Consider the following 25504-nt stretch of genomic DNA (forward strand, 5'->3'; position numbering starts at 1 on the left):
CGATGCCCAACAAACTGATGCCACCGAGTGCGACGTGTATCGAGCTCTTGTTGGGCATCGCTGCGCTCACCCCAACCTACGGGACCGCGCTCACCCCAACCTACGGGACCGCGCTCACCCCAACCTACGGGGCCGCGCTCACCCCGAACAACGGGGCGTACGCTGTGGGTCAGGCTTTCAGCAGTACCTGTCCTTTCTCGATCTTCACTTCGAAGCTGCGTGTGCAGCCGACGTCCGGTGCGACGGCGTCGCCCGAGTCAAGCTGTATCTTCCAGCTGTGCAGCGGGCAGGTGACGGTGTTGCCATGCACGATGCCCTGCGAGAGCGGGCCGCCCTTGTGCGGACACTTGTCGTGCACTGCGAACACCGCGCTGTCATTGCGGAAGATGGCGATGTCACCGGTGTCGCTGCGCACGACGCGCGAGCCCAGGTGAGGTATGTCTTCGAGCGCGCAGACCGGCGCCCAGGTGGAGGTTTCGATGCTCATGAGGGTTCCTGTATGTGTATCTGGAGGGGCTGGGGGCTAGGGGTGAGGGGCTAGGGAACAGGCGCGGCTTTGCCGCGCGAGAGGTGGTGCTGTTGCCAGCCCCCAGCCTCTGGCCCCTCATCCCTTAATCAAGCCGTCATCGCCTGCTTGATGGCGATGCTGCGGAATTCGCGGCCCAGTTCGGAGTTCGCATCGGCCTGCGCGCGTTCCAGCCACGGGTCCTTGTAGTCCTGCAATGCGAACAGCAGCCGCTCGTACAGTGCCTTGCGGCTCTCCGCGTCGTCGACCACCTTGCCCTTCACGTAATCGAGGCCGACGCGGTCGATGTAGTGCACCGTGCGTTCGAGGTACCAGCCTTCTTCGCGATACAGCTGCAGGAAGGCGCCGGAGTACTCCATCACCTCGTCGTCGCTGGCCACCTTGCAGAAGAACTGCGCGACTTCGGTCTTGATGCCGCCGTTGCCGGCGACATAGATTTCATAGCCGGATTCCACACCGATGACGCCCACGTCCTTGATGCCGGCTTCGGCGCAGTTGCGCGGGCAGCCGGACACGGCCAGCTTCACCTTGTGCGGGCTGTACATGCCGAACAGCATCTTTTCGAGCTTGACGCCCAGACCCATCGACAGCTGGGTGCCGAAGCGGCAGTGCTCGGCGCCGACGCAGGTCTTCACGGTGCGCAGGCTCTTGCCGTAGGCGTGGCCCGACACCATGCCGGCCTGTGCGAGGTCGGCCCACATGGCGGGCAGGTCGTCCTTCTTCACGCCCAGCAGGTCGATGCGCTGGCCGCCGGTCACCTTGACGGTCGGCACCTGATACTTCTCGGCCGCGTCGGCGATGGCGCGCAACTCATTCGGCGTGGTGAGTCCGCCCCACATGCGCGGCACCACCGAATAGGTACCGTCCTTCTGGATGTTGGCGTGCGCCCGTTCGTTGATGTAGCGGCTCTGCGGATCGTCCTTCGCTTCGTGCGGCCAGCTCGACTGCACGTAGTAGTTGAGCGCCGGCCGACAGCTGGCGCAGCCGTTGGGCGTTTTCCACTGCAGTTCGCGCATCACGGTCGGGATTTCGATGTAATGGCGGTCGCGGATCGCGGCGCGCACGTCGCCGTGGTTCATGTCGGTGCAGCCGCACATCGGCTTCGAGGTGGAACTGGCGGGCGTGTAGGCGCCGCCGATGCACGAGGCGAGGATCTGTTCGACCAGGCCGGTGCATGAGCCGCAGGAACTTGACGCCTTGGTGTGCTTGCGTACGTCGTCCAGCGAGAACAGGCCCTTTTCCTTGATCGCCTTGACGATGGTGCCCTTGCACACGCCGTTGCAGCCGCACACTTCGGCCGTGTCCGGCATCGACGCGGCCTGGGTCTGGCCCTTGTGGCCGACGTCGCCCAGATGGTTCTGGCCGAACATCAGGTGGTCACGCACCGCGTGGATGTCCTGGCCGTCCTTGATCAGCTGGAAGTACCAGGCGCCATCCGCCGTGTCGCCGTACAGGCAGGCGCCGACCAGACGTTCGCCTTCCAGCACGAGCCGCTTGTAGACGCCACCCGACGGGTCGTGCAGCACGATGTCGTCGCAACCCGGGCCGCCGGTGAAGTTGCCGGCCGAAAACACGTCGATGCCGGTCACCTTCAGCTTGGTCGAGGTGACCGAACCCTTGTAGGTGCCGATACCGTATTGAGCGAGGTGATTGGCACACACCTTGGCCTGTTCGAACAGCGGTGCAACCAGACCGTAGGCGATGCCGCGATGGCTGACGCATTCGCCGACCGCATAGATCTTCGGGTCATAGGTCTGCATCGTGTCGTTGGCGACGATGCCGCGGTTGCAGTGAATGCCGGCCGATTCGGCCAGCGTGGTGTTCGGGCGGATTCCCGCCGCCATCACGACCAGATCGGCCGGAATCGTTTCGCCGCTCTTGAAGCGCACGGCTGATACGCGGCCGTCCGGTCCGGCAATCAGCGACTCGGTCTGTTTCTCCAGCAGGAAGGCCAGCCCCTTTTTTTCCAGCGAGGCCTGCAGCATGTCGGCCGACGGCCGGTCGAGCTGGCGCTCCATGATCCACGCGCCCAGATGCACCACAGTCACGTGCATGCCGCGCAGCGCCAGGCCGTTGGCCGCTTCAAGACCGAGCAGGCCAGCGCCGATCACGACCGCGTGCCGGTGGCTCGCCGCCGCCTCGATCATCGCATCGGTGTCGGCGATGTCGCGATAGGCGATCACGCCCGGCAAGTCCTTGCCCGACACCGGCAGGATGAAGGGATTGGAGCCGGTCGCAAGGAGCAGGCGGTCGTATTCGGCCTCGGTGCCGTCTTCCGCCACCACCTTGCGTGCGATGCGGTCGATCTTCACGACCTTCTTGCCCGCGTGCAGCGTGATGCCGTTGTCACGGTACCAATCCCAGTCGTTCAGGATGATGTCCTGCACCGTCATTTCACCGGCCAGCACCGGTGACAGCAAGATGCGGTTGTAGTTGGGATGTGGTTCCGCGCCGAACACCGTGATGTCGTACATCCCCGGCGCAATCTTGATCAGCTCTTCCAGCGTGCGACAGCCCGCCATCCCGTTGCCCACCATCACAAGACGTTTCTTTTGCATTGTTCGATTCCTGCAGAAAACCGACCGCAAATCGTGCGGTCTGCGATCCCGACGCGGCGCCGCACGTCTCTGGCCGACATTTCCCGACCGCAAGGACGTGCGAAGACCCGCGCCTGCAACATTGCTGGCACCGTCGGGCATTTCGTTTTTCAGGGCCGGATCACGCCGGTCAGCGATTTTTCTGCCGGTGAAAACCCGTCATTGGGCGTCCGAACCGGTTACTGCGAGATTGCGATGGGGGCGCTGGGCGTCCCATCGCACGATCGATAGACACCGATCCGGCCCGGATACGGTGCGTTACGGGTGCGGGCAAAGCCGCTGTTTCGAGTTCTGGCCTGTCTCGATCAACCCGCACCAGCCCGGGCACGATGCGGCGTTGCATCGTGTGTGCGCGGGCTGTTCAGAAAGGCTGCCGACCGTTGAGCCGTGCCGAAGCCTTCTTGAATGTGCGGGTTCGATGCAGACCCGTTGCGTGTCGACCGCGTCACGCGGTCCGACTCGTCTCCAATCGTGAAGCAAGAACGTTGCCAGTTGGGGCAGGTGCTGCGGGGGTGCAGAGCCGACTTGCAAGTCTCCGATTTTAAAAAGGTAATTGGTTCTCGGCTTTTCGCAGGTACTGCTCCGCGCGAGGCTGACATGCATTTATGCACGATTTCGGTGCGTAAATTCTTGGTGCAGGTGCGTCAAGGAAAAATGCCCGATGCCGTTAAGTTCAACATGAACGGCCAGACAAGCATCAGCCCTCATCACCGCTGCAGCACGCGCCGACATGTGCTCGCCTGGTGCCTGCTGGCTGGCTGGCTGCTTTCGGCCGGCGGCCTCCTGCTGACGCACATGCAGCAGAACCCTGCCGGCGTTTGCGTAACGCGAAGCTGAGTTTCCGCATCTCACCGGAGCCACAAATGAACGATCAGATACTCCATTCATTCAACGTCAGCGCCGACAAGGTCATGCTTGCCTCGGCCGGGCTCGGCGCGCTCGTGTGCGTCGCGGTCGGCGCCACAACCGGTCATCTGTTCACCTCGCTGCTGGTGGGCATACCGGCCAGTCTGATCCCGTTCGCGCTTTACAAGTTGTTGCCGGGGTCGCTTGTATCGAGACTGGCGTGCGCCAGTTCGTTCATGGTGCTGGCGGCGCTGTTGATCCAGATCACGGGCGGCATGGCGGAAGCGCATTTCAGCATCTTCGTGCTCCTCGCCTTTCTGCTTTATTACCGCGACTGGAGGCCCGTCGTGATGGCAGCCGCGCTGATCGCGGTGCATCATCTTGCCTTCAACTTCATGCAGGCTGCCGGTCTGGGCGTATCCGTCTTCAGCGACGGCGCCAGTTTCAACACGGTTCTGGTGCACGCCGCCTTCGTCGTCGTCGAGGCGGGCCTGCTCGTCTACATGTCGGTCGGCCTGCGCCGGGAAGCCATACAGGCGGCCCGTGTAGGCGAGGCCGCCGAACGCATCGGGTCGGGCGATCTGGCGTCGGCCATCGTGCCCGACGCCGGCATGCCGCTGCTGGCCAGAATGGAAAGCATGCGCAACCGTCTGGCCCAGACCGTCAGTCTGCTCGTGACCGAGTCGGCCAGTGCGCAGAAAGTCGCCGACGCGTTGCTGGTGAATGCAGAAAACGTAACCGCAGCGACCGGCCAGCAAAGCGAGGCGACACAGCGCATGGCATCGGCGGTGCAGGAACTGACGGCATCGATCCAGCAGATTGCGCAGAATGCCGAGGACGCGAGCGACCGCGTTCAGCGCAGCGGGCAATCGGCCGATCGTGGCGTGGCCGTGATGGACGAACTCGCCGGCGAAATACGTCAGACAGGCACGGCGATTCTCGAGGTCGAAACCAGCATGCAGCAGATCGGTTCACAGTTCGAGAGCGTGAAAGCCATCGTTGCACTGATCAAGGACATTGCTGATCAGACCAATCTGCTCGCGCTCAATGCCGCCATCGAGGCGGCTCGGGCTGGCGAACAGGGCCGAGGGTTTGCAGTGGTGGCAGACGAAGTGCGAAAGCTCGCGGAACGCACACGTCTGGCAACAGAAGATATCGCGCGCACGGTCGTCAGCATGCAGGCGAGCAAGGACTGTGCGCTGTCCAGCGTGGCCAACACGGTGAGCACCGCGAAACGCGGTGTCGACCGGGTGGGGGAAGTCGGCGTGTCGATTGCATCTGTCTCGACCGACATCAGTGAAATGATGTCCATCGTGATCGGCATTTCCGAATCGATGAAGGAGCAGACTCAGGCGGCTGCGGATATCGCGGCAGGGGTCGAACAGGTTGCCGCTCTGGCGGACAGCACGGCATCCACCGCAGCGGAAGACCGCGCCACCGCGGCACAGCTGAACACCATGGCGCAGGCGCTGGTCGCCGCGGGCAGTCAGTTCAGGGTGCGTTGAGCACCTCGCGTCCCCGGGGCGCCGTTGCCAGCGTCAGGCAGGCCTCGAACTGGGCGCGCAGCGACTCCGGCAACGGCAGTCGTCCATGCAAAAGATCGGACACCTGACGTGCATTGGCCTCGGCCTCTATGCCGTCTTCGGGCTGGGTCGGCGCGACGCCTGCGTCCTGCGCATCGCAAAGCACCCGTACCTCGCCATCGAAGAAGCCGGTCATCGGCGGCCGGCGCGCCGGATTGGCATAGGCCTCGCCTTCGGTTCCGCGCAGCAGCATCGAATGGCCGCCATCCAGACGCAGGAACTGCGTCATCTTGTCCAGATACTCCGGATGCGTCACCGGCACGACGCGCACGCTGCGTCCAGGCAGCGGATCGATCATCTTGGTCATCGAATGCGCCGAATTGCGCACGCCCAGCTGCGGCCGCAGCGACAGCAGCGCGTCCAGCCCCGGACTGAGTTTTGCGACCTGGATGCAGGCGATGCGCCCGTGCGCGAGCAACTCGCCTGCGTGTGCGGCGCTGTCGGCCAGCGGCAGGTCGAGCGCGGCCAGCAGCGCAAACGGATCGGCCCGGCTGTCGAAGTCGAAGTGGCCGTGGATCAGCACCGGCACCCCTTCGCGCGCCAGCATCATGGCCAGCAGCGGCATCAGGTTGGGACGGCGGCGCGCGCCGTTGTAGGTCGGCAGCACCACGGTACGCGGGCCGGGCGGGGCGTCGATGCGCGTCAGGCGCGCGTCGAGCGCGGCTTTGAAACCCAGCAACTCGTCCACTGATTCGCTCTTGATGCGCATCGCGAGCACGATGGCGCCAAGCTGCAGCGGGGGCACGCGACCGTCGAGCATGTCGCCGAACAGCGCCTGTGCGTCTTGGTGCGACAGCGCGCGCGCGCCCTTTGCGCCGCGGCCGATTTCCTTGATCTGTTTCGTGTAGTCCATGGGCCGGATTATGCCCGCGCGGGCGCTGCGGTCGGCTGCGTTATAGTCGTCAGTCCCTGCAGCGCCGGTACAGTCGCGCACAACGAATCGAGGAGAACAGCATGAAGATTGGTTTCATCGGACTGGGACTGATGGGGCGGCCGATGGCCGGCCACCTTGCTGCGGGCGGCCACAGCCTGCATCTGTGGGCACGACGTCCGGAGTCGCTGGCGCCGTTCCGCGACAGCGCTGCGACGCTGCACACGTCGATCGCCGAAGTGGCGCGCGAGGCCGACATCGTATTTTCGATGGTCGCCGACGCGCCCGACGTCGAAGCGGTCGCGCTCGGCCCGCAGGGTGTGGCCGAAGGTGCGGCCGGGCGTACGGATATGATCTTCGTCGACATGAGCACCATCGCGCCCGACGCCGCGCGCTCGATCGCGGCACGGCTGGCGGCCAAGGGCGTGGCGATGATCGACGCACCGGTATCGGGTGGTGAAGTGGGCGCCATCAACGCGGCGCTGACCATCATGGCCGGCGGACCGCAGGACGCCTTCGACCGTGTGCTGCCCCTGTTCCAGCTGATGGGCAAGAACGTGACCCGGGTTGGCGACAGCGGTGCCGGACAGGTGGCCAAGGCGTGCAACCAGATTCTCACCGGTGTCGGCGTGCTGGCGCTGGCCGAAGCCTTTGCCTTCGCCGAAAAGAGCGGCGTCGACGCGGCACGCGTACGCGAGGCGCTGCTCGGCGGCTTTGCCTACAGCCGCATCCTGGAGAATCACGGCCAGCGCATGCTGGACCGCAATTTCAAGCCGGGCTTCAAGTCGTGGATGCACCAGAAGGATCTGCGCATCGTGATGAACGAGGCGCACCAGATGGGGCTGGCGCTGCCGGCCGCTGCGGCTGCGGCGCAGATGCTCAATGCCATGGTCGGCCAGGGCCTGGGCGAGGAAGATTCCATCGCCGTACTCAAGGTGCTGGAAGGTCTCGGCGGCATCGAAGGATGAAGGCCGGCTTCATCGGCCTGGGCGCGATGGGGCGCGCGATGGCCGCCAATCTGCTGCGCGCCGGCCATGACGTCGCCGTTTGGGCGCGTCGCGCCGAGTCGATGGCGCCGCTGGTCGCGCTCGGCGCCCGTGCTGCCGCCTCACCTGCGGACTGCGCGCGCGGGGCGGATGCCGTGCTGTGCATGGTGACGGCGGGACCGGACGTGCGTCAGGTCGCGCTCGGCGCCGACGGCGTGATCGAAGGCGCGTCGCCCGGCTGCGTGTTCATCGACCACAGCACGATTCCGCCCTCCACCGCGCGCGACATCGCCGCTGCGCTGGCCCGACGCGGCATCGACATGCTCGATGCCCCCGTGTCCGGCGGCGAACGGGGCGCAATCGACGCCAGCCTGTCCATCATGGCGGGCGGCGATGCGGCGGTGTTCGAGCGCATGCGGCCGCTGCTGTCGTCGGTCGGCCGTACGCTGGTGCATGTCGGGCCGAATGGCGCCGGCCAGGTCGCCAAGGCGTGCAACCAGCTTCTGCTGTGTGCCTTCATCGAAGCGGCGGCCGAGGCGGCGCGGCTGGCCAGCGCGAACGGTGTCGATTTCGGCACGGTACGCGAGGCGGTGATGCACGGCTCGGCGGGATCCAGGGCACTCGACCTGTTCGGCGGCAGGATGGCCGCGCGCGATTTTTCGGCCGGCGTTCAGGCACGCCTGCACCACAAGGACATGGGTATCGTAATGGGCGAGGCGGCGTCGCTCGGCCTGGCGCTGCCGCTGTCGGCCGCCGTATGGCAGCAGCTCAATGCGCTGATGGGGCAGGGCGGCGCGAGCCGCGACACCTCGGCGCTGCTGACCGTACTCGAAGCATCACAGACCTGAGGGCGGCGCGCCCGATGCGACTGATTTCAGCCTTGCGTGGGGGTTCCGTCCGGGCGCGCCTGCTGCTGCTGGTGCTGGCGCCACCGTTGCTGATGCTGCCGCTGCTGATCGGGCTGGTGGTGTACTGGGGCAATTCGGCTTACGACCGCTTGCTGGTATACAAGGTGAACGCCGAACTGACGATTGCCCGTCAGTACCTCGACCGGGTGCTCGAAGCGCAGAAGCTGGCGGTGGCCGGGCTGGCCGGATCGGGCCGCCTGCGCAGCGCCCTGGGCGACGATGCGACGCTGGGCGCCATGCTGGCGCAGCAGGCGACGTCGCGCCGCTTCGACTACCTGCACCTGATCGACGATGCCGGCCGCGTCATCGCCAGTTCCACCGACGAATACGGTCCGCATCGTACGCACCCCGGCGACACGCCGCGGAGCCACTGGCCGGTGGTTGCTGCGGCGCTGGCCGGTGAAGCGCAGGTGGCGCTGTCCATCTTCAGCGCGCCGGAGCTTGAGCAGATCGGTCCGCCGCTGCGCGAGCGGGCCCGTCTGGCCATCGTGCCGACCGAAAATGCTCGTCCGGACCCGCGCACTGAGGAAGAGCGCGGCATGATGATCCATGTCGCCAGTCCGGTGGTCGATGCCCAGGGGCGGCAGATCGCGGTGCTCGAAGGCGGTCAGCTGCTGAACCGCAATCTCGACTTCGTCGATACGATCAATGATCTGGTCTACAACGACGGCGCGCTGCCGCTCGGTTCGCGCGGCACCGCCACGCTGTTTCTCGACGACGTGCGCATCGCCACCAATGTGCGCATGTTCGGCGGTGACCGCGCGCTCGGCACGCGCGTGTCGGCGGCGGTGCGGCATCGCGTGCTCGACAATGGCGAGCGCTGGCTGGACCGCGCTTTCGTCGTGAACGACTGGTATGTATCCGGCTACGAGCCGGTGGTCGACGGCGAGGGGAGGCGCGTCGGCATGCTGTACGTCGGTTTTCTCGAAGCACCGTTCCGCGACGTGAAGCAGAACATCCTGGCGGCATTGATCGCGCTGTTCGCGCTCATCATGGCGACCGGGGTCGTGCTGTCGCTGCGCGGAGCGCGCAGCATCTTCCGGCCGATCGAGCGCATGGACGCAACGATCAGCGCGGTCGAGCAGGGCGACGCCGCGGCGCGCACCGGTACCGTATCGGGCGGCGAGGAAGTGGCCCGTCTCGCGGCCCATCTCGACACCCTGCTCGACACCGTGGCGGCGCGCGAGGCGGAACTGAAACAGCTCAACGCCGAACTTGACCACAAGGTCGTCGAGCGCACGGCCGAACTGCGGCAAACCCAGCGCCAGCTGGTCCGCTCGGAGAAGCTGGCAGCGATCGGCCAGTTGACCGCCGGCGTGGCACACGAGATCAACAACCCGATCGCCGTCATGCAGGGCAATCTGGACCTGATGCGCGAACTGCTGGGCGACGCCGCCAGTGGCGTTGCGACCGAAATCCGTCTGCTCGACGAACAGATCAACCGCATCCGGCTGATCGTCACGAAGCTGCTGCAGTACGCGCGGCCGGGTGAATTCGCCGGCTACATCGACGACGTGGACGTGTCTGCGCTGCTGCGCGATACAGTGCCGCTGGTGCTGCACCAGGTGCCGGCACCTGCGGTCGAGATCGTGTTCGATCTGCAGGCGAAGACGCGCGTGCGCATCAACCGCGACGAACTGCAGCAGGTGCTGGTCAACCTGATGGTCAATGCGCTGCACGCCATGCCCGGTGGCGGTACGCTGACACTGGTCAGCCGCGAGCGCGGCGAACCGGCCGGCGCGGGGCATGGTGTCGATATTCTGGTACGCGACACCGGTCACGGCATCGCTGCGGAAAATCTTGGCCGCGTGTTTGATCCGTTTTTCACGACCAAGCGCGCCGAAGGCACCGGACTTGGCCTGTCCGTGTCACTCGGCCTGGTCGAGCGCTACGGCGGCAGCATCACGGTGAGCAGCACACCGGGCGAGGGCAGCTGTTTCACCGTGCATCTGTTGGCCGAGCCGGTGTTCCGCGGCAGCGATGGCGTGCCGCTCAGGTGAGGCGCGCCGGATGGCTCCAGCGCATCCTCCGCGGCGGGCCCCTTACCTCACGATCGAAAAACCGACCCGGAACTGGGCCGGTCCGCTGCGGTTGTAGTCGACCAGGCTTTCGCCATAACCATTGAAATACTGGAAGTGCAGGAAGCCGCCGGCGCCTGCATCTGCGATCAGCAGGCGCCTGAGCCGGTACGACAGATCGATCTGCAGCGAACCCTGGCTGCCCGGATAGCTTTCGGCCTTGAGCAGCCAGCCGTCATCGTTGCCCACCTCGACGCCGAGCAGTGCATAGCCGCGGTAGCGCGAAATGTCGCGGTTGGTCGGGTCGCGGTCGGTGTAGTCGAACACCTTCAGCGAGGCACCGACATGGGTGTTGTGATCAACGTCCCAGCGCCACGACGGCTTCACGAACAAGGTGTCGATCGAGCGGGATTCGTCGGCGTCGCGACCGTTGGACTGGTGCTCGTAACCGGCCTGCGCGGTGAAGGTGTGGCGCGAACCGATCTGCCGGTACGGACCGAATTCGTAGAAAAAGCTGGGCTTGTAGACGCTGTCGCGGAACGGCTTGGAATCGGTGCTCCAGTCCCAGATCGACGTTTGCGTGTAGCCGAAATGCAGGCCGGTCAGCACCTCGCCGACCGGAATTACGGTCGCCCAGCCGTCCGGGTCGAACAGCCGGAATTTGAATGACAGCTGGAAGCGCGCCGTGGTGTCGCCGCGCGAGCCGGCGACGAAATACACCGGTTCGTGCGTGGACAGGCCGAGCCGGGTGCGGCCAAGATTCACGACGCCGGTCGGCTCATCAGCGGCGACGTCTCCGTTCGCGGCCTTGACGGCGGCCGGTGTCGTGACGCCCACGGCGCCGGTTGCCAGCGGCGCCGGCTTCAGTTGCACCAGCAGCACGCTGGACGCCGCGCTGGTCAGTTCGATGCGACCGGTACCTTCGAGATCGGTCGGGAATACCGCCGCATATTCGCGCCGGCCGGCCTCGGCCGGCGCACTCGCGCGCAACGCGACGTCGGCGGCCCGCACGCCGACGATGACGCGTGCCTTCAGATCGTCAGGCAAGGCTTCCCCTGCTGTAGAAATGACGGTCAGTGTCAGCGGCAGGCCCGGCTCGATCTGCGTCTGGCGCGTGGCAAGCAGCAGATCCGCCTGGGCGGGCAGGGTGGTCAGTGCCGCAAGCAGTCCGGCCAGCAGACCGATGGTCGGTCGGGAGAGTAAAAAAGGAGGGCGGGAAGTGCTGTGCATGGGAAAGCTCCGTGGAAGACCGCGCGATTGTGCGCCCTCCCGGCGCCTCCCGCTGTCGCCGGCCCCGCACTCCGACCGTCACCGCCCGCCTACAGGGACCGTCGCTTCACCATGACGTTTCCCGTTCGGGTGACGCGCTGATCCGGTGAATGGCGAGGTCGGCGCCCTCGTGCTCCTGTTCCGGATCGAGCCGGATGCCGACGACAGCCTTCAGCAGACCGTAGATGATGAAGCCGCCGCCCAGTGCGATCAGCACGCCGGCGACGCTGCCCGCCAGTTGCGACAGGAAGCTCACGTTGCCCAGACCGCCCAGTGCCTCCATGCCGAAGATGCCGGCTGCGATGCCGCCCCAGGTGCCGCACAGGCCGTGCAGCGGCCACACACCGAGCACGTCGTCGATCTTCCAGCGGTTCTGGGTCAGCGTGAACATCCACACGAACAGCCCGCCGGCGACCGCGCCGGTTGCCAGCGCACCGAGCGGATGCATCAGGTCCGATCCGGCACACACGGCGACCAGTCCGGCCAATGGTCCGTTGTGCGTGAAGCCCGGGTCATTGCGGCCGGCGACCAGCGCAGCCAGTGTGCCGCCGACCATGGCCATCAGCGAATTGACCGCCACCAGGCCGTTCACGCCTTCGAGCTTCTGGGCGCTCATGACGTTGAAGCCGAACCAGCCCACGGTCAGTATCCAGGCGCCCAGTGCGAGGAAGGGAATGCTCGACGGCGGATGCGCCGAAATGCCGCCGTCGCGCGAGTAGCGTCCGCGTCGGGCGCCGAGCAGCAGCACCGCGGCGAGCGCGATCCAGCCTCCGACGGCGTGCACCACGATGGACCCTGCAAAATCATGGAACGGATGGCCGAATTGCGCCTCCATCCACGACTGGAATCCATGGTTGCCGTTCCAGACCATGCCTTCGAAGAACGGGTAGAGCAGGCCGACGATCAGCGCCGTGGCAGCCACCTGCGGCCAGAAGCGCGCCCGCTCGGCGATGCCGCCGGATACGATGGCCGGAATGGCCGCCGCGAAGGTCAGCAGGAAGAAAAATTTCACCAGGTCGTAACCGCTCGACTGGGTCAATGCGGTCGCGCTGCCGAAGAAGCTGACACCGTAGGCGATGCCGTAGCCAACGAAAAAGTACAGCAAGGTCGATACGCAGAAATCGACCAGAATCTTGACCAGTGCATTGACCTGATTCTTGCGCCTGACCGTGCCGACTTCGAGAAAGGCAAATCCGGCGTGCATCGCGAGCACCATGATGGCGCCGAGCAGTACGAACAGCACATCGGTCGATGTCTTGAAACTTTCCATGATTCCTCCACGATTCACCGTGGCGGTGCGAAAAGCAAAGAGCGCACCAGCTAAAGGCATTCATGACGGAGGGATTGCACCGTTCGTGTGCGGAAACGCTGTTTCATCGAGGGCACGCCATCATATGCACTGCTGCAGTGCGGGAGAATTTCCCGTTTTGGGTTGCCTGTCGCTGCCCACATCACGCGGTATCGCACCAGAAAAGTGCGAATCAACGTAATTTCCCTCAGAATGCGCGCCCTTGGTGCATTGAATGTCCTGACTCTTCCTGGAGAAACGAGTGAAACACAGCAATTTCGGAGCATTCATCGCCCACGTCGACACCCGTAATCCGGGGCAGCCGGAATATCTGCAGGCGGTGACCGAGGTCATGGAAAGCCTGTGGCCGCATATCGAAACGCACCCGCATCTTGCCGAACACGCGCTGCTCGACCGGCTGGTCGAACCCGAGCGGGTGTTGATGTTCCGCGTGTCCTGGGTTGACGACAAAGGTGACGTTCAGGTCAATCGCGGTTACCGCATCCAGCACAGTTCGGCCATCGGCCCGTACAAGGGCGGCATCCGCTTTCATCCATCGGTGAACCTGTCGATCCTCAAGTTTCTGGCTTTCGAGCAGACCTTCAAGAATGCACTGACCACGCTGCCGATGGGCGGCGGCAAGGGCGGTTCGGACTTCGATCCGAAAGGCCGCAGCCCGGGGGAGGTGATGCGCTTCTGCCAGGCCTTCGTGTCGGAACTGTTCCGTCACATCGGGTCCGACACCGACGTGCCCGCGGGCGACATCGGCGTCGGTGGCCGGGAAGTCGGCTTCATGGCAGGCATGATGAAAAAGCTCAGCAACCGCGCCGACTGCGTGTTCACCGGCAAGGGCCTCAGTTTCGGCGGTTCGTTGATCCGGCCGGAGGCGACCGGCTATGGCACGGTGTATTTCGCCGAGGAAATGCTCTGCCATGCCGGACAGTCGATGGACGGCATGCGCGTTGCGGTATCCGGTTCGGGCAATGTCGCGCAGTACGCAATCGAAAAGGCAATGGCCTTTGGCGCGCGCGTCGTGACGGCGTCGGATTCAGCCGGTACGGTGATCGATGAAGACGGCTTCACGCCGGAAAAGCTGGCCATCCTGATGGACCTGAAGAATCGCGCCTACGGTCGCATCAGCGATTACGCGAAGCAGGTCGGCGCGCGCTTCGAAGCCGGTGTGCGCCCCTGGCAGGTGCCGGTCGGGTTGGCCTTGCCATGCGCGACGCAGAATGAACTCGACGAGCGCGACGCCCGCACGCTGATCGCCAATGGCGTGAAGTGCGTGGCCGAAGGTGCGAACATGCCATCGACCCTGGAAGCGGTGCGGGCATTCGAAGCGGCCGGCGTGCTGTATGCGCCGGGCAAGGCGTCGAACGCCGGCGGCGTCGCGACTTCGGGTCTGGAAATGAGCCAGAACGCGATCCGGATGTCGTGGACGCGCGACGAAGTCGACGCCCGCCTGCTGCACATCATGCAGGGCATCCACGCCGCCTGCCTGCAGTACGGCAAGCGACCGGATGGCCGCCTGAGCTATGTCGACGGCGCCAACATCGCTGGCTTCGTCAAGGTGGCGGACGCCATGCTGGCGCAGGGCGTGATCTGACGGACATCGCGCAGGAGCGCCTGTACGCGGTGCGGGCGAGCCTGTGCGTGTGGTCAGGGCTTGTTCGCTGCGACGACGAGCAACTCGTCATCGAGCCAGCGCGCCAGCCAGCCGCCGATCAGGGTCCGGGCATCTTCGGCGGTGACCGATGCGCACGCAGCGGCGAACGGGGTGCCGGATGCCATCGCCTCCAGCATGGCGGCTTCGTCGTCGCCGACCGACCGGAAGTGTGGCTGGAAGCCCTTGCGCCACACGAGCAGGCGGCCCGGCTGCGCCAGCACTTCGACCGGCGGCGGGGCTTCGCTGCGGTCCATCGCATGCCACAGGTCCAGCGTGTTGCGCGTGACAAACAACCATTGCGCCGTCGGGTGCAGGCGGAACACGACCTGCGCCCAGTCGTCGCCGTCGAAACTGCCGAGAATTTCGCCGGTGACCGGTTCGGCGTCGGCACCGTCGAAGGCCTGACGCAGGGCCCAGTCGAGCCGGGCCAGTTCCGACACCTCCGGGTCGTCCGGCCACGCCGCGCCCAGCCAGTCGGCGAAGCTGTCGCCGAAGGGCCGCAGGCTGAACTGGCTTGGCGGGTGGTCGGCGATCCAGGCAAGCGCGGTCGCTTCGAAACGCTCGTCGCCCAGCCACGCCCAGGTCTTGTCGAAGCTGTCCTTGAGCGTGTCGAGCAGGCGGACGCGGTAGGCATTGAAATAGATCTGTGCGCGATCGGCCTTCGCCAGACCGCCGGCGTCGGCCAGGGTGTTCAGGAAGTCGTTCGGCCTGTCGTGCAGGTAATCGATGAATTGCGTCTGCTGGCTGGCGAGCGCGCTCATGCGACGGCCTTTTCGAACGGTGCGCCGCGTTCGGCACGGATCGCGATGCGGCGGGCACGGTCGAGTTCGTGCAGTAGTTCGGGCAGTTCCGGAATGTGGTCGTCGCGTTCGATCATCGTCGCCACGTTGCCGAACATGCCGCAGGCAATTTCATACAGCGCCCACACTTCTTCGCACACCGGATGGTCGTGCGTGTCGACCAGGTGGTCGTCATGCGTCGAATGACCGGCCAGATGGATCTGCTGGATGCGGTTGGCTGGCATCGCTTGCAGGAAGTCGAGCGCGTCGAAGCCGTGATTGACGCTGCTGACATGGATATTGTTCACGTCGAGCAGCAGCAGGCAATCCGCCTCGTCGGCCACCCTGCGGATGAAATCCCACTCGGTCGAGTCCGACATGCCGTAGCACAGATAGCTCGACACATTTTCGAGCACCAGCCGGCGCCCCAGTTCGTGCTGGACCTGACCGATCTTGCGCACCAGCAGGCGGGCGGATTCTTCGGTGTACGGCAGCGGCAGCAGGTCATGCGAATTGCGGCCGTTGAAGCCGGTCCAGCATAGGTGATCGGAAATCCACAGCGGATCGATGCGGTCCGCCAGCCCCTTCAGTCGGGCGAGGTAGTGGCGATCAACCGGTTCGTCGGAGCCGATCGACAGCGCGACGCCGTGCATGGCCATCGGGTAGTCGGCGCGCAGCCGGTCCAGCATGGCCATCGGCTTGCCGCCGTCGACCATGAAGTTTTCGGAAACGATTTCCAGCCAGTCGAGCGGCGCCCGCTGTTCGAGCAACGCGGCGTAGTGGGCAGGGCGCAATCCCAGTCCGAATCCGGGTGATTCACGGGTCAAATTGTTCATGGGAGCGGTCCTGACAACCGGCGACATGGCATGCAAGGAAGAGCCGTTCGCGACCGGGCCCCATGCCCTTGCAGGCGCGGAATCCGTTCGCGAACGGCGCGAAGCGACAACGGGAGCGTTCTTACTTGGCGACCAGATCGCCGATGGTGCCGCCCTGCGTCAGGCAATCCTTGGCCGGAATGCCCTTGAAACCGTGGCCCTTGCAGGCGTTCTGACCCTTGCAGCTGTGCTCTGCAGTGGCGCAGTCGCTGTTGCCCTTGCAGGCGTGCAGGCCGTAGCAATGCACCTTGTCGCTGGCACCGATGGCCATGCCCTTCGAACCTGCCGGGGCATCCGCGGCAAATACCGAACCGGACAGGGCGAGCGCAGCGGCGGCAGCGGCAATCGAAGCACCGAAATTCATTGTGGACATCATGTTCTCCTGGGTAATGGGGGTGTGCCTGTAGGGCTGAGCAAGAACGGCATCCGCCGGCCGTCGGCCCGCGCAATGCGCTCTCCCGCCACTAGACCCGGACGCCATCGCCATGCTTACTTCACCCGGAGATTTTTTTCGCTGCCCTCGCGTCAGGGCTTTTTCAGTACTTCGTCATCGGACGGTGTCGCCCAGGGCAGCTGCTGCTTCTGCGCCTCGTCATGCCAGCGCTCCTCTTCTTCGTGGATGTAGCGCTGCGTCGTGCGTGCGTCGGTATGACGGGCGTCCTTCTGCACGAAGCGTTCGTTCATGCCGCTGTCGAGCTTGGCCGTAATGCCGGTGTGGCGTCCCCAGTGGGCCGAGGCGGCGCGCAGCTTTTCGCGCTTGTGTTCCGATGCCTCGGGCAACAGGTCGGCGGCGGCGTTGAACAGTTTTTTCAGGATCTGGTTGAGCCGGCGCGCGGTGATCGGGCTGCGGTCCTTGATCGACACCAGCAGCGGCGTGAGGTCGGTGCGTTTCGGCATGGCGCTCAAGCCCAGATGTTTCCGGTAGCGCACCAGCGCATGCACCATGTCATCGGCCACCGGCACCCTGGCCTGCTTGCCGCCCTTGCCCACGACATGCCACCACCAGCGGCCGCGCTCTTCGCGAAAGCTGTTCATGCGATGCGATTCCAGTTCGCCGGCACGCGGCGCCAGCATGTAGAGCAGGGCGGCGACGAAGCGCGCGCGTTCGTACTCGTCGCGTTCGCCGTCTGTTTCGCGCGGCAGGGCTTCAATGGCACGGGTGACGGCGTGCCACATTTCGGCGTCGAGAAAACGCTCGATCTTCTGCATTTCCTCGGTCTGCGCGATGACCTGGGCCGGCCCGGTCGCCGCCATGTTCAGCTTGCGCCGGCGCTGCCGGATCAGACCGAGCGGGTTGCCCGAGAGGTAGCCGGCGTCCACCAGGTAGGCCATCAGCGAGTTGATCGCCGCAATCGACGTGAGCACTGCCGAATCCGACAGCGGGCCGACGAAGGGCCGCCATGCGGGCTTCACGCGCGGCACTTTGGGTGCGCACCACAGCTTGGCCGGCTGCGGATCGGCCAGAAAGTGCAGATAGCCTTCGAAGTCCTGCCGGTTCAGGCTGGACAAGGGCTTGCCGCATTCGATCAGCGACCACAGCAGCAGCCGCTCGCACTCGCGCTGGTAGATGCGGTGCGTGCCGGGCGACTGTTCGTACTCGGTCAGAAAGCAGCGGATGGCGTCGACGTCGTTCGAGGCACTGATCTGCAGCCGCGCAGCGTCGGCGCGGTTCACGCCGGCGTGACCGTCGAGCGCGGCCGGCACCGTGATTTCGTCCAGCGGACGGATCGGAACCGGGCTTTCCGGCGTTACGGGCAGGGCGCTTTCGGTATTCATGGCAGCGTTCGGCGGGCAGTGTTGCAGGGGCAGGGCAGGTGGATGGTAACCGGCTTGTGGAACCATCCGGCGATTGCCCGGGTCAGGTTCGCGTCAGCAAACAACGCGATCATCGGGACCGATAAAAACGCAAGCCTGTCGTGCTCCGACCGTCGAGACATGCGGCGCAAACAGGTTATCCTTCGGCCGGTCCGATGCACAGCCCGACCCCGCTTTACCCATGAATCCACTTGCCACCATAGTGCTGCTGCCTCTTCTGGCAGGCACGTTGCTGTGTTTCGGCCTTGGCCGTGACAACTCGTCCGCCCGCCGCACGCTGACCGCTCTGGCGGCGGGGAGCGTGACGGTTGCCGCGCTCGCGCTGCTGTTGTCGCTTGCGCCGCAGATACTGGCCGGTCAGACGCTGATCGCCCACACCGACTGGGTGCCGTCGCTCGGCCTGTCCATCGGCTGGCGGCTCGACGGCCTCGCGCTGTTGTTTGCGCTGCTGATCACCGGCATCGGCCTGCTGATCGTCATCTACGCGCATTTCTATCTGGCGGCATCGGACCCGGCCGGCAAGTTCTACACGCTGCTGATGCTGTTCATGGCCGCCATGCTGGGTGTGGTCATGTCGGACAACATCATGCTGCTGGTGGTGTTCTGGGAACTGACCAGCGTGTCGTCCTTCCTGCTGGTCGGCTACTGGGGCCACAAGGAAGAGGCGAGGGCCGGTGCTCGCATGGCGCTGGCGGTCACCGGAGGTGGCGGTCTGGTCATGCTGGCCGGCTTCGTGTTGCTCGGTCAGGTCGCCGGCACCTACGAACTGAGCGAGCTGCTGACGCGCGGCGACATCATCAAGGCCGACCCGCTGTATCCGCTGTTGCTCGGGCTGATTCTGGTCGGCTGCTTCACCAAGAGCGCGCAGGTGCCTTTCCACTTCTGGCTGCCGGAAGCGATGGCGGCACCGACGCCGGTGTCGGCCTATCTGCATTCGGCCACCATGGTGAAGGCCGGCGTGTTCCTGCTGGCGCGGCTCTATCCGGCGCTCGGCGGTACCGACCTTTTCGAGGCAGTGGTGGCCAGTTTCGGTCTGGCCACGGTCGCCTTCGCCGCCTGGGTGGCAATCTTCAAGCACGACATGAAGGGCCTGCTGGCCTACTCGACGGTCAGCCATCTCGGCTTCATCACCTTCCTGATCGGGCTGGGTTCGCCGCTGTCGGCGGTGGCCGCGGTGTTCCACATCCTGAATCACGCGACCTTCAAGGCAGCGCTGTTCATGAGCGCCGGCATCATCGACCACGAAACCGGCACGCGCGACCTGCGTCGTCTGGGCGGGCTTTACCGGCTGATGCCCTGGACGGCCACGTTCGCCATGACGGCCGCCGCGGCGATGGCCGGCATTCCGCTGTTCAACGGTTTCCTGTCGAAGGAAATGTTCTTCCATGAAGCGGTCGAGTCGACGCTGCCGTGGGGTGTGGCCGTGCCGGTCATCGCCACTTTTGCCGGCATCTTTTCAATGGCGTATTCAGTGCGCCTGGTGCACGCGACCTTCTTCAACGGCGCGCCGAAGGATCTGCCGCCGGATGCGCATCCGCACGACCCGCCGATCGGCATGCTGGCGCCGGTCGCGCTGCTGGCCGTGCTGTGCGTCGTCGTCGGCGTGTTCCCGGCCGTGACCTACGGCCCGCTGGTGCAGGTCGCGGCCAGTGCGCTGCTCGGCACCGCTCCGCCCGAATATCACCTGGCGATCTGGCACGGCTTCAACCTGCCGCTGCTGATGAGCGCCATTGCGGTGGCGGGCGGTCTCGCGCTGTACTTCGCATTGCAGAAATCGTTCGGCCTGCCCGCCTACACACCGCAGCGCTGGTCCGGCAAAGCCAGCTTCACCTGCCTGATGGACAGCCTGTTCACGTTCGCCGGCAAGCTCACCGGCCGCCTCGAAAACGGCTCACTCCAGCGATCGCTGGCACTGATGGTGCTGCTGGTGCTGGTGCTGGCGGCGGCCCCTTTCGGTGCAGCGGACAGCCTGCCCCAGGCCGGCAGCCGTTCGCTGCTGGACGCACCGCCACTGGCCATCGTCGTGTGGGCGCTGCTGCTTGCTACGGGTGCGGCATTGGTCTGGACGCATCACGCACGCTTTCAGGCGGTCGTGCTGACCGGCGTCGTCGGCATGGTGACAGCGCTGACCTTCGTCGCGCTGTCGGCGCCCGATCTTGCGCTGACCCAACTGTCGGTCGAAGTGGTGTCCACGGTGCTGCTGCTGATGGGGCTTGCGCTGCTGCCGCAGACCACGCCGCGCGAATCGACGTCGCTGCGCTATGGCCGCGACGCCGCGCTGGCGCTGGCGGCCGGCGGCGGCGTGGCGGCGCTGGCCTGGCTCATGCTGACACGTGACCATTCATCGATTTCCTGGTTCTTCCTCGACAACACCCTGCCCGGCGGTGGCGGCACCAACGCGGTGAATGTGATCCTGGTCGATTTCCGCGGCTACGACACCTTCGGCGAAATCACCGTGCTCGGCATCGCTGCGCTGGGCGCGCTGGCCCTGCTCGACGGACTGCGCGTGAAGCGGCCGACAGTCGATACGGCGGGGCGTGCCTGGACCTTCGAACAGCAGCCGCTGTTGCTGCGGGTGGCGGCGCGCATCGTGCTGCCGCTGGCGCTGGTCGTATCGGCCTACATTTTCTGGCGCGGGCACAACCTGCCGGGCGGCGGTTTCATCGCCGGGCTGGTCACCGCCGTGGCACTGGTGCTGCAATTCATGGCGCTCGGTCAGGCGCGTGCCGAATCGGCGCTGCATGGTGCGGCCGGGCGGCGCTTCAGCCGCTGGATCGGCAGCGGCCTCGCGATCGCCGGGCTCACTGGTGTCGGCGCCTTTGTCTTCGGCAAACCTTTCCTGACCAGCGCACACGGACACCCGACGGTTGCGGTGCTGGGCGAACTGCCGTTGGCCAGCGCAGCAGTCTTCGACCTCGGGGTGTACATCACCGTGGTCGGTGCAACGCTGCTGATGCTGTCGGTGCTGGGCGCCGCCAGCAAGGAGAATCACGGATGAATGTGAGCATGGAGTTTCTGGTCGCCAGCGGCATCGGGTGGGTCACCGCCTGCGGGGTGTTCCTGATGCTGCGCGGCCGCAGCTTTCCGGTCGTGCTCGGCCTGACGCTGATCGGCTACGCGGTGAATGTGTTCATCTTCGCGATGGGCCGGCTGTGGACCGGCGCGCAACCCATCATCGGCAACGGCGAGGTGGTGGCCGATCCGCTGCCGCAGGCACTGGTGCTGACCGCCATCGTCATCGGTTTCGCCACCACCGGCTTCGTCATCGAACTGGCGCTGCGCAGCCATCACGAGTCGGGGACCGACCAGGTCGACGGCAAGGAGCCTGGCGCATGAGCATGCTCAGCCTGCTTTCGCCGCATCTGCCGGTACTCACCGTGCTGCTGCCTGCCTTCACCGCAATGCTGCTGGTGCTGATCGGCGACAGCCGCGAACGCCTGGTACTGACGCGGCGCATTGCGCTGGCGTCGGTCACGCTCGGCCTCCTGCTGGCGCTCAAGCTTGCGCTCGACGCGAATGGCGGCGAGTTGCGCGTGTATCGCGTCGGCGACTGGCCGGCACCGTTCGGCATCGTGCTGGTGGTCGACCGGCTGTCGGCACTGATGCTGGTGCTCACGCAGGCGGTCGCGCTGCCGGTGCTGCTGTATGCGAGCGGCGGTTGGGACAGTCACGGCCGCCACTTCCATGCGCTGATCCAGTTCCAGCTGATGGGTCTGTGCGGCGCCTTCGTCACCGGTGACCTGTTCAACCTGTTCGTGTTTTTCGAAGTGCTGCTGATCGCGTCCTACGTGCTGCTGGTGCATGGTCAGGGCAAGGAGCGCTTCCGCGTCGGCGTGCAGTACGTGGCGATCAATCTTGCCGCGTCGGCGCTGTTCCTGATCGGCGTGGCACTGATCTATGCGGTGACCGGCACGCTGAACATGGCCGATCTGGCGCAGCGCGTGCCGCTGGTTACCGGCGACGAGGCGCTGGTGCTGAAGGCGGCGGCGCTCATCCTGCTGGTGGTGTTCGGTGTCAAGGCAGCCATGTTGCCGCTCTACCTGTGGCTGCCGGCGACCTATGCCGCGGCCAGCGCGCCGGTGGCGGCACTGTTTGCCCTGATGACCAAGGTCGGCGTGTACAGCATCGTGCGCGTGCACGGCGTGATTTTCGGTGCAGACGGCGGCGCCTCGGCACTGGTGGCCGAGCCCTGGCTGCTGCCGCTGGCGCTGGGCACCAGCGCGCTTGCGGTGTTCGGCGCGCTGGCGGCGCAGACCTTGCCGCGGCTGGTCGCCTACCTCACGATCGCGTCGGTCGGTACGATACTCGCGTCGCTCGGCCTGTTCAGCACCGCAGCCTGGTCCGCCGCGCTGTATTACATGGCGCACAGCACGCTGGTCATCGCCGCGCTGTTCCTGCTGGTCGAACTGGTGGCTTCGCAACGGGGCGACGCCGACAGCCGGCTCGAAGCCGGCGCGCCCGTGGCGCAGCCGGTCCTGCTCGGGCTGATGCTCCTGCTCGCTGCGGCTTCGGCCGCGGGGCTGCCGCCGCTGCCCGGCTTCATCGGCAAGCTGATGGTGCTGCAGGCGTCCAGCGGTCACGATGCGCAGGTGTGGATCTGGATCGTCGTGCTGTCGGTGGGTTTCCTGACACTGGTCGGGCTGGCGCGCGCCGGCAGTCTGCTGTTCTGGAGCACACGACCCGAACTGGCCGGCACGGGCACGGCCGCCGGCGCCAGCAGCAAGCTGGTGCTCGCCACGATCGCTCTGCTGGTCGGCGGCGTTGCGATGACAGTGCTGGCCGATCCGCTCAAGCGCTACACCGATGCCGCGGCCGCACAGCTGACCGACCATCGCGCCTACTCGCTCGGTGTGCTGGGCGGCGAGGGCGTCGACACCACGCGGCCCTATGTTTTCCCGCGACCGGCGGCAGGCGCGCCAGCCGGGCAGGGTACGGAAGGAGGGCCGTGATGGCGACCGAAACATCCCACCCCAAGCGCTGGCTGGCGCACCCTTTCATGTCGGCCATCATCGCTGCCAGCTGGCTGCTGCTGCAACAGTCGTTCGCCGTGCCGCAGCTGATCACCGCCACGGTGCTCGCGCTGCTGCTGCCACGCGTACTGGCGGGTTTTCTCGGACCGCAGGTGAAGGTTTCGTCCTGGGCAACCGTTGTGCGCTTCACCGGCATCGTGCTGTGGGACATCGTGGTGTCCAACATCACGGTCGCGAAGATCGTGCTCAATCCGATGCGCGAACCGCGCCCCGCGTGGGTGCCGGTTCCGCTGGACATCCGGCACCCGAACGGCATCGCCTTGCTGGCGACCATCATCACGACCACGCCGGGCACGGTGTCGTGCGTGATCGACGAGGCGCGCCATGAAATCCTGGTGCATGCGCTCGACTGCAGTGACCCGGCCGCGATGGCGCAGGACATCAAGAACCGTTACGAACGACCGCTGCGGGAGATTTTCGAATGATGCCGCTGGCCCTCGACATTGCCGTCGCCGCTGTTGCACTGGCCATGCTGCTGTGCGCATTCCGCCTGTTCCGCGGCCCTGAAGTGACTGACCGCCTGCTGGCGCTCGATACGCTCTACATCAATGTGGTGGCATTGGTCGTGCTGCTGGGCATCCGCCAGCAGACCGAACTGCTGTTCGAGGCGGCGTTGATCGTCGCCATGCTGGGTTTCGTGTCGACGGTGGCGCTGGCGCGTTATCTGACGCGCGGCGACGTGATCGAGTAAGGCATCTATATATGGACACACTGCATCCACTGGTCGACGCCCTGATATCGCTGATGCTCATCATCGGCGCGCTGTTCACGCTGGTCGGCGGCATCGGTCTGGCGCGCTTCGGCGATTTCTTCATGCGCCTGCACGCACCGACCAAAGCCACGACGCTGGGCGTTGGTGGCGTGTTGATCGCCGCGATGGTCTACAGCTGGGCCAGCGGCCGCTTCGGGGTGCCCGAACTGCTCATCACATTGTTCCTGTTCATTACCGCGCCCGTATCAGCCAATTTGATGGCGAAGGCTGCGCTGCATCTGAAGGTGCAATCAAAGGCAGGTCGTCCGGCGGGTATGAACGACGGAGCGGCAGCCCCGGGCAAGCAAGGCTGAGCGGGCGAATGGGTCTTTACCAACCTTCGCTGCCCGGAGGCTTATGTTCTGAAAATTACTGTTTTCAGAAGTGATAAAGATGTTGGCGCGTCAGTGAATTCGGGCTGTCCAGTTCGGTTCTTTCACTGGCTGGCCGGTAGCTCCATGTTCCGCGCGGCAGGTGCGACCGGTCGATCGGCTCCGGACTGAATGGATTCGGATCGGAAGTGATCAGACTGCAATCGTCATCCTGCAGTAATCGCACGCCGGATTGCCGCCTGCGGCGCAGCGTCATCCAGCCTGACCTCGCCACCGAGCGGAATCACGCCGAGCGTCGCCCAGAGCGCGGTCAGATCGACCGGTGCCGGCGTGTCCTTCATCTGCGCATACAGAGTGGCCAATACGGATGTTCCGGTGGCGGCATCGGCGACCGACAGCAACTGTTCGACCGGCCAGCGATGCTCGATCGAACCCCCTTCAGCAAGCACGCCGCGCAGTGCATGCTGCAGCCCGTGATGGTTGCCCGTGGCCTCGCGGATGGCGATATCGGCCAGCAGACAGAACAGCGCACCGCCCCAGTAGGTTCGGCCCCACGTGTGTGTATGGTTCAGCCCCTCGTCACCCGGCTGTGGCAGCCCATGCGGCATGCCTCGCACAAAGCCGCTCCATAGGCTCGCCGGCGTCGACTGACCGATGCGCACGCGCGCAACCGATTCGACATAGGTGGCGGTGCCCTCTTCCAGCCACACCTGATCGTCAGCCAGCGACGGCAGTGCCAGATGCGCCATTTCGTGCATCAATACCCAGCTGTCGAGCATCGCCGCCGGGGTGACCGAGCGGCCGATCGGCATGCGGATGGCTGGGCCGCGATAGCTCCAGGTGGTGCCATTGATCCGGGAGCCGTCGGCAGAAATGAACAGCAGCCGGGTCTGCGGCACCGGAAAGCATCCGTAGAAATCGGCGATCGCGCGGGCGCTATGCGTCACCCAGCGCTCGATCACCGCACGCTGAGCTGCTGGCAGATCGGCCGCGGCGGCCAGCCGTATGACACCACCCCTGACGTGCAGCTCGCGCACCGGCATCGTGTCGAAAGCGTCATAGGGCATGCCGAAGCCGGACAGGCCCTCCGACCGCCAATCAGTGTGCGCAGGCGTGGCCGCGTGCAGCAATGCCGGAAGTCCGGCCACTGCGAGTGCTTCGAGACAAGTCCTGCGAGCGCGTTTCATGCGGTCCCTCCCTCCCGGCCATTCCGGGCAGGCCGCCGCAATCACATGATCAAGGTCGCCGCGCATCCGGTACCGAAACGACCCGAATGCCCGCAGTTTCCTTACTTGTCGCAGCGCCGACCCGCCCGCGGTAGTGACTGCTGCACTGCAGTGCGTACGAAGGACGCGCGTCATTCA

The 25504-nt window shown here is 65.5% G+C and carries 22 protein-coding genes; 12 read left to right on the plus strand and 10 right to left on the minus strand.

The features are described 5' to 3' along the window. Positions 1-169: 169 nt before the first annotated feature. Positions 170-487 (minus strand): nitrite reductase small subunit NirD, encoded by a 318-nt coding sequence (gene nirD, locus Q8R75_RS13400; protein WP_305612118.1) that lies wholly within the window; start codon positions 485-487, stop codon positions 170-172. Between the two features lie 128 nt (positions 488-615). Next, positions 616-3084, minus strand: coding sequence for a nitrite reductase large subunit NirB (gene nirB, locus Q8R75_RS13405; RefSeq protein WP_305612116.1), 2469 nt, complete (start codon positions 3082-3084; stop codon positions 616-618). A 564-nt stretch (positions 3085-3648) separates the two neighbouring features. On the opposite strand from nirB, the gene Q8R75_RS13410 reads away from it, so the two are divergent. Beyond that, a complete protein-coding gene (locus Q8R75_RS13410; RefSeq protein ID WP_305612113.1) occupies positions 3649-3960 on the plus strand; it encodes a hypothetical protein in 312 nt (103 codons plus the stop codon). Positions 3961-3986: 26 nt separating this feature from the next. Then, entirely contained in the window at positions 3987-5474 is a 1488-nt protein-coding gene (locus tag Q8R75_RS13415) for a methyl-accepting chemotaxis protein (RefSeq protein ID WP_305612112.1), read from the plus strand. Here Q8R75_RS13415 and ybiB read toward each other — a convergent pair. Continuing rightward, positions 5461-6405 (minus strand): DNA-binding protein YbiB, encoded by a 945-nt coding sequence (ybiB, locus tag Q8R75_RS13420; protein WP_305612110.1) that lies wholly within the window; start codon positions 6403-6405, stop codon positions 5461-5463. The genes Q8R75_RS13415 and ybiB overlap by 14 nt on opposite strands. Positions 6406-6506: 101 nt before the next feature. Between ybiB and Q8R75_RS13425 the strand changes: the two genes are divergently transcribed. From Q8R75_RS13425 to Q8R75_RS13435, 3 genes are read left to right on the plus strand one after another with little or no spacing between them, the layout of a single operon-like run. After that, complete coding sequence (locus Q8R75_RS13425; RefSeq protein WP_305612108.1) at positions 6507-7391, plus strand: NAD(P)-dependent oxidoreductase; 885 nt, start codon at positions 6507-6509, stop codon at positions 7389-7391. Beyond that, positions 7388-8257, plus strand: a complete 870-nt coding sequence (locus tag Q8R75_RS13430) for an NAD(P)-dependent oxidoreductase (protein ID WP_305612106.1) — start codon at positions 7388-7390, stop codon at positions 8255-8257. Before Q8R75_RS13425 ends, Q8R75_RS13430 begins: the two co-directional genes overlap by 4 nt. Before the next feature lie 14 nt (positions 8258-8271). Next, a complete protein-coding gene (locus tag Q8R75_RS13435) occupies positions 8272-10317 on the plus strand; it encodes a HAMP domain-containing sensor histidine kinase (protein WP_305612105.1) in 2046 nt (681 codons plus the stop codon). A 42-nt stretch (positions 10318-10359) separates the two neighbouring features. Here the strand turns inward: Q8R75_RS13435 and Q8R75_RS13440 are convergent, their stop codons facing one another. Both Q8R75_RS13440 and Q8R75_RS13445 read right to left on the minus strand, forming a co-directional pair. Then, positions 10360-11565, minus strand: a complete 1206-nt coding sequence (locus tag Q8R75_RS13440) for a phospholipase A (RefSeq protein WP_305612103.1) — start codon at positions 11563-11565, stop codon at positions 10360-10362. A gap of 106 nt (positions 11566-11671) precedes the next feature. Further along, positions 11672-12874 carry an ammonium transporter gene (locus tag Q8R75_RS13445; RefSeq protein ID WP_305612102.1) on the minus strand — a complete coding sequence of 401 codons (1203 nt, stop codon included), beginning with the start codon at positions 12872-12874 and terminating at the stop codon, positions 11672-11674. Positions 12875-13154: 280 nt separating this feature from the next. On the opposite strand from Q8R75_RS13445, the gene gdhA reads away from it, so the two are divergent. Beyond that, a complete protein-coding gene (gene gdhA / locus Q8R75_RS13450) occupies positions 13155-14498 on the plus strand; it encodes an NADP-specific glutamate dehydrogenase (protein ID WP_305612100.1) in 1344 nt (447 codons plus the stop codon). Positions 14499-14551: 53 nt separating this feature from the next. Here the strand turns inward: gdhA and Q8R75_RS13455 are convergent, their stop codons facing one another. From Q8R75_RS13455 to Q8R75_RS13470, 4 genes are all read right to left on the minus strand, one after another. Continuing rightward, positions 14552-15319, minus strand: coding sequence for a DNA-binding domain-containing protein (locus Q8R75_RS13455; RefSeq protein WP_305612099.1), 768 nt, complete (start codon positions 15317-15319; stop codon positions 14552-14554). Continuing rightward, complete coding sequence (locus tag Q8R75_RS13460; RefSeq protein WP_305612097.1) at positions 15316-16173, minus strand: DUF692 domain-containing protein; 858 nt, start codon at positions 16171-16173, stop codon at positions 15316-15318. Before Q8R75_RS13460 ends, Q8R75_RS13455 begins: the two co-directional genes overlap by 4 nt. Before the next feature lie 121 nt (positions 16174-16294). Beyond that, entirely contained in the window at positions 16295-16585 is a 291-nt protein-coding gene (locus Q8R75_RS13465; RefSeq protein ID WP_305612096.1) for a hypothetical protein, read from the minus strand. 152 nt (positions 16586-16737) lie between these two features. Continuing rightward, a complete protein-coding gene (locus Q8R75_RS13470; RefSeq protein WP_305612094.1) occupies positions 16738-17988 on the minus strand; it encodes a site-specific integrase in 1251 nt (416 codons plus the stop codon). A gap of 220 nt (positions 17989-18208) precedes the next feature. On the opposite strand from Q8R75_RS13470, the gene Q8R75_RS13475 reads away from it, so the two are divergent. Genes Q8R75_RS13475 through Q8R75_RS13500 form a run of 6 tightly spaced genes read left to right on the plus strand, consistent with a single transcriptional unit; the run spans position 18209 to position 24122 of the window. Then, positions 18209-21025, plus strand: coding sequence for a monovalent cation/H+ antiporter subunit A (locus Q8R75_RS13475; protein ID WP_305612091.1), 2817 nt, complete (start codon positions 18209-18211; stop codon positions 21023-21025). Next, positions 21022-21363, plus strand: a complete 342-nt coding sequence (locus Q8R75_RS13480) for a Na+/H+ antiporter subunit C (protein WP_069040260.1) — start codon at positions 21022-21024, stop codon at positions 21361-21363. The genes Q8R75_RS13475 and Q8R75_RS13480 overlap by 4 nt, the downstream gene beginning before the upstream one ends. Further along, on the plus strand, positions 21360-22976 hold the full coding sequence (locus Q8R75_RS13485) for a monovalent cation/H+ antiporter subunit D (RefSeq protein WP_305612089.1): 1617 nt from the start codon (positions 21360-21362) through the stop codon (positions 22974-22976). Before Q8R75_RS13480 ends, Q8R75_RS13485 begins: the two co-directional genes overlap by 4 nt. Next, entirely contained in the window at positions 22976-23482 is a 507-nt protein-coding gene (locus tag Q8R75_RS13490; protein WP_305612087.1) for a Na+/H+ antiporter subunit E, read from the plus strand. Before Q8R75_RS13485 ends, Q8R75_RS13490 begins: the two co-directional genes overlap by 1 nt. After that, positions 23479-23748, plus strand: a complete 270-nt coding sequence (locus Q8R75_RS13495; protein ID WP_257078582.1) for a K+/H+ antiporter subunit F — start codon at positions 23479-23481, stop codon at positions 23746-23748. The genes Q8R75_RS13490 and Q8R75_RS13495 overlap by 4 nt, the downstream gene beginning before the upstream one ends. An 11-nt stretch (positions 23749-23759) precedes the next feature. Further along, positions 23760-24122, plus strand: a complete 363-nt coding sequence (locus Q8R75_RS13500; protein WP_305612085.1) for a Na+/H+ antiporter subunit G — start codon at positions 23760-23762, stop codon at positions 24120-24122. Positions 24123-24346: 224 nt separating this feature from the next. On the opposite strand, the gene Q8R75_RS13505 is transcribed toward Q8R75_RS13500, so the two are convergent. Then, on the minus strand, positions 24347-25327 hold the full coding sequence (locus Q8R75_RS13505) for a hypothetical protein (protein ID WP_305626122.1): 981 nt from the start codon (positions 25325-25327) through the stop codon (positions 24347-24349). Positions 25328-25504: the final 177 nt, after the last annotated feature.

Source organism: Methyloversatilis sp. (assembly GCF_030696805.1).
Lineage (GTDB): Bacteria > Pseudomonadota > Gammaproteobacteria > Burkholderiales > Rhodocyclaceae > Methyloversatilis.